The sequence below is a fragment of the Thauera sp. genome, from assembly GCF_035444905.1.
Lineage (GTDB): Bacteria > Pseudomonadota > Gammaproteobacteria > Burkholderiales > Rhodocyclaceae > Thauera.
The window spans coordinates 1-16671 of the sequence record NZ_DAOMPS010000014.1 but is presented as its reverse complement, the minus strand read 5'-3'; the positions used below and the strand labels follow the sequence as shown (position 1 = coordinate 16671).

Below are 16671 nucleotides of genomic sequence, written 5' to 3'. Positions count from 1 at the left end.
CTTCCTTTGCGGCCTCAGGCTGCAGTGCGGATGCCGGGCGGGTTGCCCTTGATCTGTGCGCCACGCAGGTCGTGCGGATCGAGGCGGCGGATGGTCTCCAGCTGCGCCGCGGTCGGATGCGGGGTTTCGCCCAGCTCAGGCGCCTTCAGCAGCGGGAAGCCGGTCTTCTCCTGCACCTCGTCGAAGCTGACGCCCGGGTGCAGCGAGCGCACGCGGATGGCGTGCTCCGGACCTTCGAAGTCGAGCACGCAGAGATCGGTGACGATGCGGCGGATGTCCATGAAGTCCTGCTTCATGCCGGGTTCCCAGCGCGCCGGGTTGAAGCCGACGCCCGACACCATGTCCACCTCGCCTTCGACGAACACGCGCTTGCTGTGGTTGGGCACGAAGAAGGAGTTGATGTGGTTGATGCTGTTGCCCGGCAGGCCGCGCACGCCGAGGATGGCGGCCTTGGGCTTCCTGTAGTCGCCCACCACCGACAGGTTGGTCTGGCCGAAGCGGTCGATCTGGGTCGGGCCGATCATGGCGTGACGGCGGCCGCCCCACACGCACTCGAACACGCGTTCGAAGGACATGTAGCCGGAGTACTTCGGCACATAGTCGCCGCGCGGGCCGAGCGGAATCGGCTCCTCGACCAGGAAGCATTCGCTGTCGGTCATCAGCAGCTCGGGGGCGTAGGTGAGCTTGGCCAGGCTGGCGCCCAGGCGCGGGATCACGCCGATGCCCGAGGCCAGCACCTCGCCGTCGCCGCGCCAGGCTTCCGAGGCCGCGACGATCATCAGTTCGGCCAGGGTGAATTCAGTGTTGTTGCTCATGCCGCTCGCGCTCCTCAAAACACCGGCAGGGGCAGCTTGCCCATGCGCTCGATGCCGCCGTTCTTGTCCTGGTAGGCGGCCTCGCCCGGGGTGACGAACTCGTCCATGTAGGCCTGCCAGCCGCCCTCTTCCGCCGCGCTGGCGACGTAGCGCTTGAAGTGGCTCATGTCCCAGCCGTACTCGGGCGCGCAGGTGGTCGGGTGGGCGCCGCAGGGCGCATGTACCACGCCCTTCACCAGGTAGCGCTCGAAGGTGTTGAGGCGGGCCTGGTCGGGGGTGAGCGCCAGGCGCTCCTCGACACGCTCGGCCGACACGTAGCAGGCGTCTGCCGCACGTGCGACGAGGTGGTCGAAATACGGGTCACCGCCCTGGATCAGGGTGTTGCCGAGCTGGTCGGCGACATTGACGTGCACCAGCGCGACGTCGAGCTTCAGGGCCGGCATCGCCAGCAGCACCTCGCCGTCGTCATACGGCGACTGGATGGTCTTGAGCTCGGGGTTGAGCTTGGTGACATCGGTGGCCAGACCGCAGCGCGTGGGCAGGAAGGGCACACGCATGCCGGCGGCACGCAGGCCCCACTGCCACATGCCTTCGTCGAGCTCGAGCAGTTCGAGCTTGCCCGCCTCGCGCACCTTGCGGTACCAGGGCTCGAGCGGAATGGCATCCAGCGTGGCGAAGCCGAAGATCAGCTTCCTGACCTTGCCGGCGGCGCACAGCATGCCCACGTCCGGGCCGCCGTAGGACACCACGGTGAGGTCCTTCACGTCCGAGCGCAGGATCTCGCGCACGATCGCCATCGGCTTGCGCCGCGGGCCCCAGCCACCGAAACCGATGGTCATGCCATCGCGCAATTGGGCGACGACATCGGCCGTCGTCATCAGTTTGTTCATGGATTCTTTCCTGTTGCCGGCCGCGCTCAGGCGGCCTGTTCCTGCTGACCCACGCCGAAGTCGTGGCCCCAGATGCTGACGCGGGTGAATTCGAAGGCGTTGTGGCGCTCCCAGTCGCACTGCAGCCCACCGTAGCCGTACTCGAGGTCGAAGCCCGAGGGGGTCTTCATGTAGAAGGAGATCATGCGGTCGTTGAGGTGCTGGCCCAGGGTGGCCGACAGCGGCACCTTGTGCGCGATGCGGCGGTCGTGGGCGCGGCCGACCTCGGTCATCGAGTCGACCTCGACCATCACATGCACGCAACCGCTCGGCACCGGGTACTCGGCGATCGCCAGGCTGTGGTGGCGGGCGTTGTTGCAGTGCAGGAAGTGGATGCGCACCGGCGGCGCCGAGGGATCGGGACGGAAATTGAAGATGTCCGACAGGCCGAAACCGAGCACGTCGCGGAAGAAGGCCGCGGTGGCGTCGAAGTTGGGGGCCGGCATCACGGTGTGGCCCAGGCCCATGTCGCCGGTGAGGAAGCGCGGCACGCCCTGCGGCGACACGAAGGGCTGGCAGTCCGACAGGTGGCCCCAGCACAGCTCGTGGCGGTTGCCCGAGGGGTCGGTCACCACCGCGACCGCCTGCATGCCGCGCTGGGCGACGGTGGCGGCATCGGCGAGCTCGTAGCCCACGCCCTTGGCGTCGAGTTCGGCGAGCGCGGCCTTGAAGGCGTCGTCACCCGCCAGCTCCCAGCCCGACGCCACATAGCGGCGCTCGGCGCCCTGCACCACCAGGATGCGGAAGGGGCGCTCGTCCATCTTGATGTACAGACCGCCGCCAGGCGCGGTCGAGGTCATCATGCCGAGCACCTCCTCGGCGTAATGCTTCCATTCGGCGAGGTCGTCGATCTGCGCGACGAAGTAGGCCAAACCGCGGATGTCGATCATTGCTGCCCCCAAGAGATTGGTCGGATACGTGAGGGCATTGTGCGAAGAGGCGGCGGCGCCATCATCGTCCGTTGAGACTACGAAAACGCCTGCCCGAAGGTGACCTGCCCAAGCCTCCGCACGAGGTGTCAAGCGTGCTCGCTGCAGGTGAGCCGGCAGGCGAAAGATTCAACTTGAAGCGCGACCACTTGCGCGACACACTCTTGTCGCGCTTTGTCGCTCAGGCGCGACAAAGCGCGACAGAATCCCCCGAGGAGCTTTTCGCGATGCCACGCACCACGCTGCAACAAGAACTCGAGCTGATCGCATCCGTCGTCGGAGCACATCCGGTCGGAATCGGCATTGCCGACATTGAACTCGAAATGACTCGGCGCCAAGGCACCAAGCCCAACCGTCGTACATTGCAACGCCGCCTGCAGAGGCTCGTCGTCGAGCGGCGCCTGACCACCGAGGGCGAAAGCGTCGCCCTGGTCTACAAGCCGGCCTCCGATCGCGCGGTGCAAGCCATTGGTCCGGCGACACCGACTACCACGGCACCGACCGAAACGGCGCTGTATGTGCCCTTATCCCCGGAAGGTGCCGCCATCCGCGACCAGATGAGGCGACCCCTGATGCATCGCCGCCCGGTCGGTTATCAGCGTGACTTTCTGGAGGCTTACGTCCCCGGCGAAACCTTCTACCTGCCTGAAACGCTGCGCCACCAGTTGCACGAGATGGGGCGCACGTCCGACAGCGAGCGACCCGCAGGTACCTATGCACGGGACATCCTGAGCCGCCTGCTGGTCGATCTGTCCTGGGCCTCATCGAGACTGGAGGGCAACACCTATAGCCGGCTCGACACCCAGAATCTGATCGAGTTTGGTCAGGTCGCCAAGGGTAAGGACGCCATCGAAACGCAGATGATCCTGAACCACAAGGCGGCGATCGAGATGCTGATCGAGGGCGCGGAAGAGGTGGGCCTTGACGCCTTCACCTTCAAGAACCTGCACGCGGTCCTGTCGCAAGACCTGATGCCCGATGAAGAAGCCAGCGGCCGCCTGCGCCGTCGGCCGGTGGACATCTCGGGAACGGTGTTTCACCCGCTGGCGCTGCCGCAACTCATCGAAGACTGCTTTTCACTTCTTCTGGACAAGGCGACTGCCATTCCCGACCCGTTCGAGCAGGCCTTCTTCCTGATGGTGCAGCTACCCTACCTGCAGCCGTTTGAAGACGTGAACAAACGCGTCTCGCGCGTTGGCGCCAACATCCCGCTCTTCAAGCACAACCTTTGTCCGCTTTCCTTCATCGATGTACCGGAACGCGCCTACGTCGAAGGGACTCTGGGCGTATATGAACTGAACCGGATTGACCTGCTGCGCGATGTATTCGTCTGGGCCTACGAGCGGTCCTGCCAGCGGTATCTGGCCATCACGCAGACGATGGTCGAGCCCGATCCGCTCAAGATCAAGTACCGGGAAGCCCTGATCCAGGCAGTGCAATCCGTGGTCAAGGGCTTGCGCCCCCCCAGCCAGACCGTCATCGCCAGGGAGGCACGTACGCACGCGATCGAAGCCGACCTGGCGGCATTCCGTGCAATGCTCACGGCGGCCCTGCGCCAGCTGCATGAGGGCAACATTGCCCGCTACCGGCTGCGGCGCTCGGAATTCACGGCTTGGCAACAGGCGCAAGGCCAGCGCCGATCGGATGAGGACAACCAAGGCTCCAATTAGCCCTCTCCTGCCGAGGCAGCAAAAAAACGGCCACCAACCCTTGCGGGGAGGCGGCCTGGAAGAGAGGAGGACAACCATGCAACGAAACTGCAGGTACTACGACTGCGCACTACAGGAACAACTGCACATCGAGCACCGCGGGACGGCGGCGCCTCACATGTAAAGGATCACGAGATCGTTGATGACGGACGGCCGCTCGCTGCCGACGATATGGGTCACGATCTCCATCGTCATCTGCATGCCCTTGGGCAGCTTCTCCACCGACTTGACCCGCGAGCGCGCGTGGATGCGCGATCCTGCCGGCACCGGCGCCGGGAAGCGCAGGCGGTTCGAGCCGTAATTGACCATGTTGTTGAAGCCGACCACCTCGAAGTCGAGCGGGATGCGCAGGCGCGACTGCAGCACCTGCACCAGCGCGCCGTGGGCGATGGTGCCGCCGAAGGGGCTCTGCTTGCGCGCGCGCTCGGGATCGGTGTGGATCCAGTAGTCGTCGCCCGACAGCCTGGCGAACTCGTCGATCAGCGCCTGATCGACCACGACCTGGTTGCTCCAGGCCGAGTAGGTCTCGCTGACCAGCGCCTTCATAGCCGCTTCGTCGTCGAAACGCACCTGGCGCTTCGCGGCCTCCGGCTCGGCGCTGGCCTGGGCCTCGGCGGCCGCGGCGAGCGCGGTCGGCGTGCTGTCGATGCGGGACGGGAGATCCTTGTCCGCCGCGGTGAAGCGCAGCAGCGCGGTGCCATCGGATTTCACCGTGTCGAACACAGGCTTGACCCGCATGCCGACCTTGACCTCGGATTCATCCACGCCGATCAGCGTGGTATTGATGCGCACGCCTTCGTCGAGCTCGACCACCGCCATCTTCTGCGGCATCTCGTCGGCGAAGTCGGGCAGTGTCGGGACGCGGGTCAGCGTATAGGTGTAGAGCGTGCCCGTACCCTTGACCTCCTTCCACGCCAGGTCCTGCGACCAGCACTTGTCGCAATGGCGGCGGGGGAAGAAGACCCAGTGACCGCAGGACTTGCATTGCGGGATCGTGAGGCGGCCTGCCTTGAGGCCGTTCCAGAACGGTGCCGAGATCTCGGTGGCCGTCGGCAGGGGTTTGTTGGTCGACATGCTCGTCATGCTCCCTGGAGAATCAGTGCGCCCTGCTCGCTCATCACGCCACCGGTGCCCGAGACGAACACGGTGTCGCAGCGCTTGAGCTGGCGCTCGCCGGCGCGGCCGGAAATCTGGTGGAAGGCCTCGATGACCTGCGACATGCCGCCCGCGGTGCCGCTCTGGCCGAAGCTCAGCTGCCCGCCGTGGGTGTTCATCGGGAAGTTGCCCTTGTAGGTCAGGTCGTGCTCGCGCACCCAGCGCATACCCTCGCCCTTGGGCGCGAAGCCGGCATCTTCCAGCGTCAGCAGCACGGTGATGGTGTAGCAGTCGTAGAGCTGCGCGGCGTGGATGTCGCTGCGCTGGATGCCCGCCATCGCGAAGGCGCGCTCGGCCGCAGGGCCGATCGGGGTGTCGGTCATCTCGGTCGCGTAGGTCGGCGACTTGAAGTACAGGTGCTCGCCGAAGCCGGTGATGCAGGCGCCGCGGTTCTTCGCCCGCGCCGCCACTTCCTTGGAGGCCACGATCACGGCGGCACCGCCAGCGACCGGCATCACGATCTCGAGCACGCGCAGCGGCTCGGCGACCATCTTGCTGGCGAGCACGTCCTCGATGGAGAGCAGCTTGCCGAAGAAGCTGGCGTCCGGGTTGGCGAGCGCGTTGGTGCGCTGGTCGACCGCGATCTTGGCCATCGCCACCGGGTCGTAGCCGTACTTGGCCGCGTAACGCTGGGCGATCATCGCGTAGCCGGTGTTCTGGCCCATGTGACCGTAGGGCAGGTCGAACTCGGCCTCGGGGGCGCCGAAGGCGGTGCTGTGGCCACCGAAGCGCATCGCCCGCGCCATCCAGCTCGGGTCCTCGTCCGGCCCGAAGGGCGCCATGCGCGCGGGAATCACGCACAGCACGGCCTGGCACAGGCCCATCTCGACCGCCATCGCCGCGCGCCACACCGCCGCCACCGACGAGCAGCCGCCCAGGTCGACGACTTCGGCGAAGTTGAGCGACAGGCCGAGATACTCCGCCGCCATCGCCGGCACGAAGACCTGCGCTTCGTGGAACTGCGGGCCGTGGATCACCAGGCCGTCGATGTCGCTGGCCTTGAGCCCGGCGTCCGCCAGGGCAAGGCCGGCCAGGTCGGCCACCTGCTCGAGATGGAACATCCGTGGCGCGATCGCGTACTTCTCCGGCCGGTACTGCGCGGCGCCGACAATTGCTGCGTTTCCTTTGAGACCCATGCTCCCTCACCTCGCTGATGCGGGCACCGCCCGCTCTGTAGTGCGCTCAACGATGCCACAGGCGCTGCGGCCGGCAATCGTTCAAATCGACTAGGCGAAGCGGGGGAGACCCTAGGTCATGGTGCGCAGCTGCCGGCGCAGGATCGGGCGCCCCCATGCAACATGGCCCTGCCTCCGGATTCCGAAGGCAGGGCCACGTCGTTCGTTGCGACCGCAGCGGCGGTCGCGGAGCATGTTTCAGTGCGTCGCCAGCATCGCAAAGAAGCGGCCGGTCGAGGCGTTCGCGGGCGAACCCGTGGTGTGGCACTCGGTCTCGCTGGCGCCGCAGGCCGGGATCTGGACCAGGGAGTCGAGCACCCGGGCATGGCCACGATCGAGCATTGCCGCAAAGGCCGCGAGGCATCCAAACACGCACCCGCACAACAGGGCCTTGGTAATCATGTGCTTCTCCTTCGTGCGCTACAGTTTTGCGTGCGCGCTGCACGCCGCCTGCAGGAACGTGATGCGACGCCGCTTCGCTGCGACTGCCGCCCAGGTGTCTCCTCCTGCACGGTGTGTAGATTGTCGAAGGCGCGCAAGCGCGACATCGTCCGAATGGACTAAATCAAAAAAAACGGCGCTCCGAAGAGCGCCGATCGATCGTTTGCCGCCCCGCCTCAGGCGAACGGGGGCAGGCCCGCACGTGCGAGCGCCTCGGCCGAGTACGGCACGTAGGTGGCGCCCGCCTCGTCGCGCACGTACAGCGGGTCGTCGAAGGCCTTGTCGTCGTAGCCCTGCCGCTGCAGGTCCACCTTGCGCAGCTTGTAGGTGGTGGTGAGGTCGGCGGCGCTCGATACGCGCACGAACTGCGGCGCCGCATAGCGCGGCAGGCGGGCCTCGGTGAGCGCGTAGAAGGCCTTCGGATCGAAGGCGTGGCCAGGCTGCATCACGATGGCCGCCATGCCCGCACGCCCCTCGTGGCCGGGCACCTTCACCCCGTAGATGTTGATCAGCTCCACGCCGGCGCAGTCCGACAAGGCATCGGCGACCTCGGCGGTGGAGACGTTCTCGCTCTTCCAGCGGAAGGTGTCGCCGATGCGGTCGACGAAGTAGAAGTAGCCGTCCTCGTCGTAGCGCAGTAGGTCGCCTGAACTCCAGTACGCATCGCCTTCGGTGAAGACGTTGCGCACGATCTTCTTCTCGGTGGCTTCTTCGGAGGTGTAGCCCTCGAAGCGCCCGCCGCCGATCTCGGGATGATTGACGATGAAGGCGATGCCTTCGCCGACCTCGCCCGGCTGGCACAGGATGTAGTGCCCGTTCTCGTCGCGCGGATGCGATTCGGTCTCGACGTCGTAGCGCACCAGGCGGAAGTTGGTCTTGTTCCAGTCGGGGATGCGACCGCAGGAGCCGACGTGGTTGTCGACGTTGATCACCGCCGTGTTGGCCTCGGTCGAACCCCAGCCCTCGAAGATCTGGATCGGGCCGAAGCGATCGAGCCAGCGCGTCCAGGTCTCCGCGGTGAGGCCGGCGCCGAGCATGGCGCGCAGGCTGTGGTCGCGGTCGTTGGCCTGGGCGGGCGCGTTGAGCAGGTAGCGGCAGATCTCGCCGATGTACTGGAAGATGGTGATGCCGTTGGCGCGCACGTCGGTCCAGAACTCGCGCGTGCTGAACTTGCGCCGCACCACGATGCTGCTGCCCGACTTCAGCGCGGTGGAGGTCACCGAGGTCGCCGCCGCGCCGTGGTACAGCGGCAGGCAGCAGTAGAAGACGTCATCGGGCGTCACCTCGAGGGTCACCTGCATGACGTCGCCCGAGGACATCCAGCGCATGTGGCTGTAGCGCGCCGCCTTGGGCAGGCCGGTGGTGCCCGAGGTGAAGATCAGCAGCATCGACTCCTCGGCGCGCACCTCGGCACGGCCTTCGCGCGGGAAGGGGCTGCGCGCGGCGGCCTCGACCTCGGCGCTCAGATCGGCACTCGCCAGCGCGCGATGCTCGGCGGTGGCGGGCTTCTCGGGGTCGGCGACGAGGTACAGGGGCTGCGCGGGACGCTCGGGCGTGAGCGCGAAGTTCTCGAGGCACTCCTCGCCGAGCACGACGGCGCGGGCGTGCGTCGACTCCAGCGCGTGAGCGAGCGGACGGCCGCTGACCTGGGTGTTGATGACCGCGACCACCACGCCCAGCTTGGCGAGACCGAACCAGTAGAAGAAGAACTCGGGCCGGTTCTCCATCGCCAGCGCGCACACGTCGCCGCAGCGCAGGCCGCGCGCATGCAGGGCATGGGCGACCTGGTTGGCGCGTGCGTCCACCTCGGCATAGCTGAAGCGGCGCCCGCCGTAGATCAGGAAGTCGCGCTCGCCGAAGCGCGCGGCCTGCTCCTCGAGGCGGTCGGCCACGGTGTAGCGGTCGGCCGGCTTGATCAGATTGGCCGCGCGCGAGCGCGCGTCGAGCTTGGCCTGGGTTTCTTCGCGCGGGACCACCTTGCTGCGGGCCGCGGGCGGATTCATAACGACGGCAGAATCGGACATGCGCCCTTCTCCATGTTGTGTTCGAGCGTTGCTGTTCGGAGAGCGACCGCGCGCGTCAGCGCACGCGGATGCGGGGATCGGGAGCGCCACGGCGCAGCGTGGCGAGGAAGCGGTCCAGCGCGGCGGGTTCCGCCACTTCGGGCAGCTGGTCCTTGGCGGGACGTTCGGCCCAGAACGCGCGCCACGACGGGAACAGGTCGTGGAAGCTGCCCTCGTAGGGTTCACGCCCCGGCCAGCGCATCTTGCGATCGCCGATCGGCGGCTTGTTCAGGTCGGTCGCATACCAGTAGCACGGCAGGCGGCGGCGGAAATACCACTGCCCGTCGATTCTCTCGTAATCGTCCCAATACAACATCTGCATGATCACCCATTCCGGGCCGGTCTCGTGCTCGTTCTTCGAGTACACGACGCCGACGGCATGGTCGGGGTCGGTGAACTCGATGACGTGCTGGCCCAGGTGGTGCGAGGTGCCGGAGAACTGGTTGCGCAGGGTGTCGTCGACCCAGGCCTTGAGATGGGCGCGGCCCACCTTCTCGCGGCCGACGCGGATGTCGGGCGCGAACAGGTTCACATGGGCGTCGAGGTCGCGCATGTCGAGCGACAGCGCATACCGGGCCACCAGCTGGCGGATGGCCTCGGTCGACTCGAGACGGTCGATGCGGGCGAGCAGGTCGGCCTGCGGTGCGGAGGTCGTCATGCCGGCGCCGCTCAGATGAAGGCCATGCCGCCGTTGACGGCGATGTTCTGCCCGGTGATGAAGCTGGCGTCGTCGCTGGCGAGGAAGCCGGCGACGCGCGCGATCTCCTCGGGCTCGCACATGCGGCCGAGCGGGATGGCCTTGATCATCGACTGCATCCACTCGTCGGGGATGCCGGCCATCATCGGGGTGTTGGTCGGCCCCGGGACGATGGTGTTCACGCGGATGCCGCTGGCGGCGAGCTCGCGCGCGATGCTGCGCGTGAGACCCATCACGCCGGCCTTGGAGGCGCAGTAGTGGCTGGGGCCCTCGCCCGACATCGCGGCGGTGCTGGAGACGTTGATGATGGCGCCCTTGGCGCCGCTCTTCTGCATCAGGCGTGCGCCCTCGCGGCAGCACAGGAAGGTGCCGGTGAGGTTCACGCCGATGACGCGCAGCCAGTTGTCGTCGGGGGTATCGAGGAAGGCATCGACCGAGCCGATGCCGGCGCTGTTGATGAGCACGTCGAGCCGGCCGAAACGCTCGGCGACGGCCTCGAAAGCCGATTTCACCGAGGCCGGATCGGCCACGTTGCAGGCCAGCGCCAGGCCCTTTGCGCCCAGCTCGGCCACCGCGGCAGACGCCGCGTCGGCGTTGATATCGGCCGCCACCACGCGCGCACCGGCCGCACCGAAGTGGCGCACAATCGCGCGCCCCATGCCCTGACCGGCACCGGTCACGAACACCACCTTGTCTGCAAAGCTCATCCGTCGTCTCCTTCCTTGTCTCGTTTGGGCGTCGGCGACCACGGTTGCAGTCGTCGCTCGAGTCGATGGAGCGCAGTTTTGTCGGGATGGAACAGGCGGACATCGTCCACTAAGACTAATGAGGACGACATTGCACAGGCGGGAAGAGGCGGACGGCGGTGGGCCTTTCGTCTGAATGGACGATGCCGCCGCCGCGGGCGCGCCGGACGATAGCGGCACAACGTCGGCGGATCCGCGTCCGCCATTCATCGACCCCCGCATGGAGGCAGGCTGTGAACGCAAGCCCCGGTATTGAGCAACGCGTCACCTGGCACTCCCACTACGCCCTGGCGATGCTGGCGATCATCTACGTCTTCAATTACATCGACCGCCTGGTGATCTCGATCCTGATCGAACCGATCAAGCTCGAATTCGGCATCTCGGACACCCAGATCGGCTTGTTGTCGGGGGTCGCGTTCGCGATCTTCTACACCGTTTTCGGCCTGCCCTTCGGTCGCCTCGCCGATCGCATCGGGCGCAAGCCGGTGATCGCCCTCGCCTGCATCGCGTGGAGCGCGATGACCATGCTGTGCGGGGTGGCGACGAGCTTTGCGATGCTGCTGCTGTTCCGCATCGGGGTCGCCGTGGGCGAGGCCGGCGGCACGGCGCCTTCGGTGGCGATGGTATCCGACCTCTATCCCGCCAAGCAGCGCTCGCGCGCGCTGTCGGTGTTCCTGATGGGGCCGAGCCTGGGCGCAATCCTGGGTCTCGGGCTGGGCGGCTGGATCGCGCAGACCTATGGCTGGCGCACGGCCTTCATCGCCATCGGTGCGCCGGGCGTGCTGCTCGGCCTGTCGTTCCTGCTCACCGTCCGCGCCCCGCGCCCGGCGGCGCTCACCACGCGCGAGGCGGCCGACGCCGCGCAGGAGAACTGGAAGCGCACGCTGGGGAGCCTGTTCGCCATGCCTGGCTTCCTGCTGATCGTCGTCGCCGGCACCCTGGCCGCGATCATGGGTTACGCGATCGGCACCTGGAACCCGAGCTTCCTGATCCGCTCGCATGGTCTGTCGATGCAGCACGCCGGCCTGCTCGTCGGCCTCGGCGGCGGCATCGCGGCGACGGTGGGCACGCTGCTTTGCGGCAGCGTCACCGACCGCCTGGTGGCGCGCGACCCGGGCTGGCAGCTCGGCGTACCGGTCATCGCCTGCCTGCTCAGCGTGCCGCTCGGGTTCGCCTTCTACCTGTGGCCCAGTGGCACCGCCTTCCACCTCGGCAGCATGGCCGTTCCGCAGGCCTACCTGTTCTATCTGGCCTTCAGCTTCGCCGCCACCTGGTGGACAGTGCCCTGCTTCGGTGCCATCAGCCACCTCTTTCCGCCCAACCGCCAGGCTCAGGCGAACGCCATCTTCGTGATGGGCATGACGCTGTTCGGCGTCGGCCTCGGCCCGATCATCGTCGGCGGCCTGAGCGACTTCTTCGCCGTCAGCCTCGGCCAGGAAGCCCTGCGCTATGCGCTCGCCAGCACGGTCGTCCTCTATGCGCTGACCGCGCTCTGCCTGATTTTCGCGCTGCCGCGCTACCGCCGCCAACTGCTCGGCGCTGCCGCGCCCGCAAACGCGACCCCGGCGAGCGCCTGAGCGCCCCGGCAATAAACAGCCCACGTCACTGGAGACTACCGCATGACCTCACCCGACCTGCCCATCCCCCTCGACCAGTTCGCCGAACTCGACAACGGGCTGCGCCTGCACTATCTCGACGTCGGCCACGGGCCGGTGGTTGTGTGGCTGCACGGCAGCGGCCCGGGCGCCAGCGGCTACAGCAACTTCAAGGGCAACTACCCGGCCTTCGCCGCGGCCGGTTTCCGCAACATCGTGCTCGACCTGCCCGGCTTCGGGCGCTCGGACAAGCCCGCCGACGTGCAGTACAACCTCGACTTCTTCGTCGCCTGCCTGAACGGCCTGCTGCAGAAGATCGGCGTCACGAAGTGCACCCTGCTCGGCAACTCGCTCGGCGGCGCGATCGCGCTCGGCCAGGCGCTCGCCCACCCGGACACGGTGGAGCGGCTGATCCTGATGGCGCCGGGCGGCGTCGAGGAGCGCGAGACCTACTTCAGGATGGAAGGCATCGTGCGCATGGTCGAGACCTTCGCCAAGGGCCCGATGGGACCGGTCGAGATGCGCCATGTGATGAGCCTGCAGGTGTTCGATCCCTCGATGCTCGACGACACCATCATCAACGAGCGCTCCGCGATCGCCCCCTCGCAGCCGGCCAACCTGTTCTCGACCATGATGGTCCCGAACATGACCACCCGCCTGCACGAGATCAAGGCGCCGATCTTCGGCTTCTGGGGCACCGACGACAAGTTCAACCCCCATACCGGCGCGCTGAAGGTGATCGAGAACGCGCCCAACGCGCGCATGATCCTGCTCAACCGCTGCGGGCATTGGGTGCAGGTCGAGCACAGCGACCTCTTCAACCGCAGCTGCATCGACTTTCTGACCAAGGGGTGAGCCACGCCATGGGATCCTTCGAAAACCTGCTGCAGCCTGGCCGCATCGGCAAGATGGAAGTGCGCAACCGCATCGTGATGGCGCCGATGGGGTCGAACTTCGCCGAAGCCGACGGCACCTGCGGCGAACGCATCCAGGCCTATTACGAAGCGCGCGCCGCGGGCGGCGCCGGCCTGCTGACCATGGGCGTGGTCGCCATCGCCTATCCGCACGGCACCGCCGAGCCCTACCAGGTGGGCCTCTCGGACGACAAGTTCATCCCCGGCCTGAAGGGCATCGTCGACCGCGTCCACAAGCACGGCGCCAAGATCGCCGCGCAGCTGCAGCACGCCGGCAAGAACTCGGTGCGCGACCTCGCCGAGGGCCGCGAGCTGTGGGTGCCGTCGATGCCGCCGGCGGTGAAGACCGACATGTTCGCCGCGCTCACGCAGGAGGAGCTCGGCGCCTTCATCAGCTCGTCGAAGGGCCGCGAGAAGGCCGGCGTGAAGATCCGTGTCATGGAGCAGGCCGACATCGCGCAGATGATCGAATGGTTCGCCGCCGCGGCCGAGCGCGCCCAGCGCGCCGGCTTCGACGGCGTCGAACTGCACGCCGCGCACAACTACATCATTGCCGGCTTCCTGTCGGGCTACTACAACAGACGCGACGACGAGTACGGCGGCTCGATCGAGAACCGTGGCCGCTTCATGCGCGAGGTGATCGCCGCCGTGCGCGCGCGCGTCGGTGCCGACTACCCGGTGTGGCTGCGCCTGGACGCCTATGAACTGCGCACCGAGGGCGGCATCACGCTGGAAGACGCGAAGGTCTTCGCGCGCATGGCCGCCGACGCCGGTTGCGACGCGGTCAGCGTCTCGGCCTACGCCAACACCAGCACCGGCGTGGCCTTCACCGAGGCGCCGCTGGTACAGCAGAAGGCCGGCTTCCTGCTGTGGGCGGCCGAGATCAAGGAGGCGGTGAAGATCCCGGTGATCGCCGTCGGCCGCCTCGAGCCCGAGGTCGCGGACAACGCCATCGCCGCCGGCCAGTGCGACTTCGTCGCCATGGCGCGCAAGATGCTCGCCGACCCGGAACTGCCGAAGAAACTCATCGAGAACCGCCCCGAGGACATCCGGCCCTGCATCTACTGCTACGCCTGTGTCAGCCAGATCTTCATCAACCAGCGCGTCAAGTGCGCGGTGAACCCGATGACCGGCCACGAGGCCGAGATCCGCCTCGTGCCGGCCGAGAAACCCGGCCACGTGCTCGTCGTCGGCGGCGGCCCCGCCGGCATGGAGGCCGCGCGTGCCGCTGCGCTGCGCGGCCACAAGGTCACCCTGGTCGAGCGCAGCAGCCGGCTGGGCGGCACGCTGTTCTTCGCCGCGCTGGCCTATGCCGAAAACGGCGGCCTGCTCGATTACCTGACGACGCAGATGAAGAAGCTCGACATCGACGTGCGCCTCAACACCGTCGCCACCCCCGAGCTCGTCCGCCAGCTCGGCGCCACCGCGGTGATCGTCGCCACCGGCGCCGAGCGCAATGCGCCGCCGATCCCGGGGGCCGACATGGACCACGTGTGGTCGGGCGACGAGCTGCGCCGGCTGATGACCGACGACCGCGCCGAGGAGATCGCCAAGCGCAAGCTGTCCTTCACCCAGCGCACGCTGATGAAGGCCGGCAGCCTGGTCGGCGTCACCGACAGCACCGACGCCATCCAGAACCTGTCGCGGGTGTGGATGCCGCTCGGCAAGAAGGTCGCGATCATCGGCGGCGGCCTGGTCGGCATCGAGCTCGCCGAGTTCCTGGTCGATCGCGGCCGCGAGGTCGTGGTGCTGGAAGAAGGCCCCAGCCTGGGCCGCGAGCTGTCGATCGTGCGCCGCTGGCGCGTGCTCGATACGCTGCGCGAGCACGGCGTGGTGCTGCACACCAAGGTGAAGATCGAGTCGATCGACAAGAAGGCGGTGCGCTATGCCGACGCCGAGGGCGTCCAGCACACGCTGGCGGCCGATTCGGTCGTGCTCGCCGTTGGCGCCCGCCCGGACGACAGCCTCGCGCGCGCGCTCGAAGCGGCTGGCGTGCCGGTCAGCTCGGTGGGCGACGGCGCGCAGATCGGCTACATCGAAGGCGCCGTCAAGTCGGGCATGCTCGCCGGCCTGTCGGCCTGACCGACTCCACAGATCCTCCCTCGGCCGGGCGTGCGGTATGCAAACCGCCGCCCGGCTTTTTTTCATTCGCCCGCCGCGCACGCGAAGCGCAGCAACGGAGCGCACGATGAGCACCGCCGCCACCGCGATCTGCAACCTCCTCTACCGCTACGCCGAGGCCATCGACGAAGGCCGCCTGGAAGACGCCGCCACCCTCTTCCGCCATGCTCGCATCGAGACCGGTGCCGCCGGCCCGCTCGACGCCGACGGCCTGCTCGCCCTGTGGCGCCGCATCCTGATCATCCACCCCTGCGGCACGCCTCGCACCCGCCACCTCGTCACCAACCCCATCCTCGATATCGACGAAACCGCCGGCACTGCAAAGGTCAGCTCCTGCTTCACCGTGCTGCAATCCGCCGCCGACTTCCCGCTGCAGATCATCGCCAGTGGCCGCTACCACGACCGCTTCGCGCGCATCGACGGGCCATGGTGCTTCGTGGAACGCGACTACCGTCAGCTCGACTTCACCGGCGACCTCAGCCACCACCTGCGCGTCCCCATCAAGCTGTCACAACGCACCTGAGCGCGCCGCCCGCCGAAGTCTTCAAATAGACTGTCGGCCCCGACGACACTGCCGCGGCAACCAATGAAGATCGACCAACTCCCGAACGGCACCCGCTTCCAGTGGAAAGGCCGCAACTACACCAAGGTCGGCCCCATGACCGCCGCTGCCGAATCCGGCGGCGTGGATTTCATCCCCAAGCACGCCAGCCTGCAGCCGACCCCTGGCGAAGCCCCCCCAACCTTGGTGCCCGACGAAACCTCCGGAGCGCTCGACGCGGCCAAGGTGAAAGCCGCCTTCGAGGCCTATCACCGCACGGCGCTGCGGGTTGCGGACGATGCGGGACGACTGACGCTGGAAAGCGCGCGGGTGCGGTTTCTGGCGGAGATCGGGTAGGACTGTTTCGACCGTCCGGTGATGCGGGTGCAAGGCAGCAGACGGCTTGTCGGCCAATGCCGACGTTGGGCCTGACGTCGGCGTCGGGCGGCAATCTGACGGTCACCTGCCGCTCGCCTGCTTGTGGCGGCCAATGACTGCTTGTCACTTCACGCTATAGCCGGACCCGACCCAATCCAGCCATCGGGCACTTCGTGGTCCGAACGGCAAGTAACCGAGTGAAGCCGCCACCTCGCATGACATATTGGAGACGCCAAATTGGTGTTCTGGTCAATCAATGTGAATGCCGATGGTGGATGTCCGGAAAGTGCGGGTGCTTGTGGACCAGCGCCTCGTGGCGGTGCCGATGTTCATGTGGATCGTCACTGTTCCAGGCGAAGTCGTGTTCGTGCTGGTGGTGTTCGTCATGGATGTGCCGATGGCCATGCTCCCCGGGGTTCGACACTTCACCCCGATTTTCGCCCCTTTTTGGAAAGTGCTTCCA

At 67.1% G+C, this 16671-nt stretch carries 16 protein-coding genes; 7 read left to right on the top strand and 9 right to left on the bottom strand.

Annotated features, from left to right (window positions below; all coding sequences use genetic code 11):
- Window positions 1-14: 14 nt before the first annotated feature.
- Genes PLC66_RS08565 through PLC66_RS08555 form a run of 3 tightly spaced genes read right to left on the bottom strand, consistent with a single transcriptional unit; the run spans window position 15 to window position 2634 of the window.
- Window positions 15-815: a CoA-transferase subunit beta gene (locus tag PLC66_RS08565; RefSeq protein WP_324539361.1), complete on the bottom strand. Its 801-nt coding sequence runs from the start codon at window positions 813-815 to the stop codon at window positions 15-17.
- A gap of 14 nt (window positions 816-829) precedes the next feature.
- Window positions 830-1705 (bottom strand): CoA transferase subunit A, encoded by an 876-nt coding sequence (locus PLC66_RS08560; protein ID WP_324539359.1) that lies wholly within the window; start codon window positions 1703-1705, stop codon window positions 830-832.
- Between the two features lie 26 nt (window positions 1706-1731).
- On the bottom strand, window positions 1732-2634 hold the full coding sequence (locus tag PLC66_RS08555; RefSeq protein ID WP_324539357.1) for a VOC family protein: 903 nt from the start codon (window positions 2632-2634) through the stop codon (window positions 1732-1734).
- A gap of 173 nt (window positions 2635-2807) precedes the next feature.
- Here PLC66_RS08555 and PLC66_RS08550 point away from each other — a divergent pair, with 173 nt between their 5' ends.
- Window positions 2808-4343, top strand: a complete 1536-nt coding sequence (locus PLC66_RS08550) for a Fic family protein (protein WP_324539355.1) — start codon at window positions 2808-2810, stop codon at window positions 4341-4343.
- 153 nt (window positions 4344-4496) lie between these two features.
- On the opposite strand, the gene PLC66_RS08545 is transcribed toward PLC66_RS08550, so the two are convergent.
- The 6 genes from PLC66_RS08545 to PLC66_RS08520 all read right to left on the bottom strand — a co-directional run bounded on the left by PLC66_RS08545 (window position 4497) and on the right by PLC66_RS08520 (window position 10620).
- Window positions 4497-5456, bottom strand: a complete 960-nt coding sequence (locus tag PLC66_RS08545) for a bifunctional OB-fold nucleic acid binding domain-containing protein/MaoC family dehydratase (RefSeq protein ID WP_324539353.1) — start codon at window positions 5454-5456, stop codon at window positions 4497-4499.
- A gap of 5 nt (window positions 5457-5461) precedes the next feature.
- On the bottom strand, window positions 5462-6673 hold the full coding sequence (locus PLC66_RS08540) for a thiolase family protein (RefSeq protein ID WP_324539351.1): 1212 nt from the start codon (window positions 6671-6673) through the stop codon (window positions 5462-5464).
- Between the two features lie 237 nt (window positions 6674-6910).
- A complete protein-coding gene (locus tag PLC66_RS08535) occupies window positions 6911-7114 on the bottom strand; it encodes a hypothetical protein (RefSeq protein WP_324539349.1) in 204 nt (67 codons plus the stop codon).
- Between the two features lie 215 nt (window positions 7115-7329).
- A complete protein-coding gene (locus PLC66_RS08530; RefSeq protein ID WP_324539347.1) occupies window positions 7330-9177 on the bottom strand; it encodes a long-chain-acyl-CoA synthetase in 1848 nt (615 codons plus the stop codon).
- A 55-nt stretch (window positions 9178-9232) separates the two neighbouring features.
- Entirely contained in the window at window positions 9233-9874 is a 642-nt protein-coding gene (locus tag PLC66_RS08525) for a nuclear transport factor 2 family protein (protein WP_324525336.1), read from the bottom strand.
- Between the two features lie 11 nt (window positions 9875-9885).
- The gene (locus tag PLC66_RS08520) at window positions 9886-10620 is read right to left on the bottom strand and encodes an SDR family NAD(P)-dependent oxidoreductase (RefSeq protein ID WP_324539345.1); all 735 of its coding nucleotides are present in this window, start codon (window positions 10618-10620) and stop codon (window positions 9886-9888) included.
- 272 nt (window positions 10621-10892) lie between these two features.
- Here PLC66_RS08520 and PLC66_RS08515 point away from each other — a divergent pair, with 272 nt between their 5' ends.
- The 6 genes from PLC66_RS08515 to PLC66_RS08490 form a co-directional block, all read left to right on the top strand.
- The gene (locus PLC66_RS08515) at window positions 10893-12236 is read left to right on the top strand and encodes a spinster family MFS transporter (RefSeq protein WP_324539344.1); all 1344 of its coding nucleotides are present in this window, start codon (window positions 10893-10895) and stop codon (window positions 12234-12236) included.
- A gap of 42 nt (window positions 12237-12278) precedes the next feature.
- A complete protein-coding gene (locus PLC66_RS08510; protein WP_324539342.1) occupies window positions 12279-13109 on the top strand; it encodes an alpha/beta fold hydrolase in 831 nt (276 codons plus the stop codon).
- Window positions 13110-13117: 8 nt separating this feature from the next.
- Complete coding sequence (locus tag PLC66_RS08505) at window positions 13118-15250, top strand: oxidoreductase (RefSeq protein ID WP_324539340.1); 2133 nt, start codon at window positions 13118-13120, stop codon at window positions 15248-15250.
- A 106-nt stretch (window positions 15251-15356) separates the two neighbouring features.
- Window positions 15357-15812, top strand: a complete 456-nt coding sequence (locus PLC66_RS08500) for a nuclear transport factor 2 family protein (protein WP_324539338.1) — start codon at window positions 15357-15359, stop codon at window positions 15810-15812.
- Window positions 15813-15875: 63 nt separating this feature from the next.
- On the top strand, window positions 15876-16187 hold the full coding sequence (locus tag PLC66_RS08495) for a hypothetical protein (RefSeq protein WP_324539336.1): 312 nt from the start codon (window positions 15876-15878) through the stop codon (window positions 16185-16187).
- Window positions 16188-16470: 283 nt separating this feature from the next.
- On the top strand, window positions 16471-16671 hold a 201-nt coding region (locus tag PLC66_RS08490; protein WP_324539334.1), incomplete at its 3' end, for a hypothetical protein.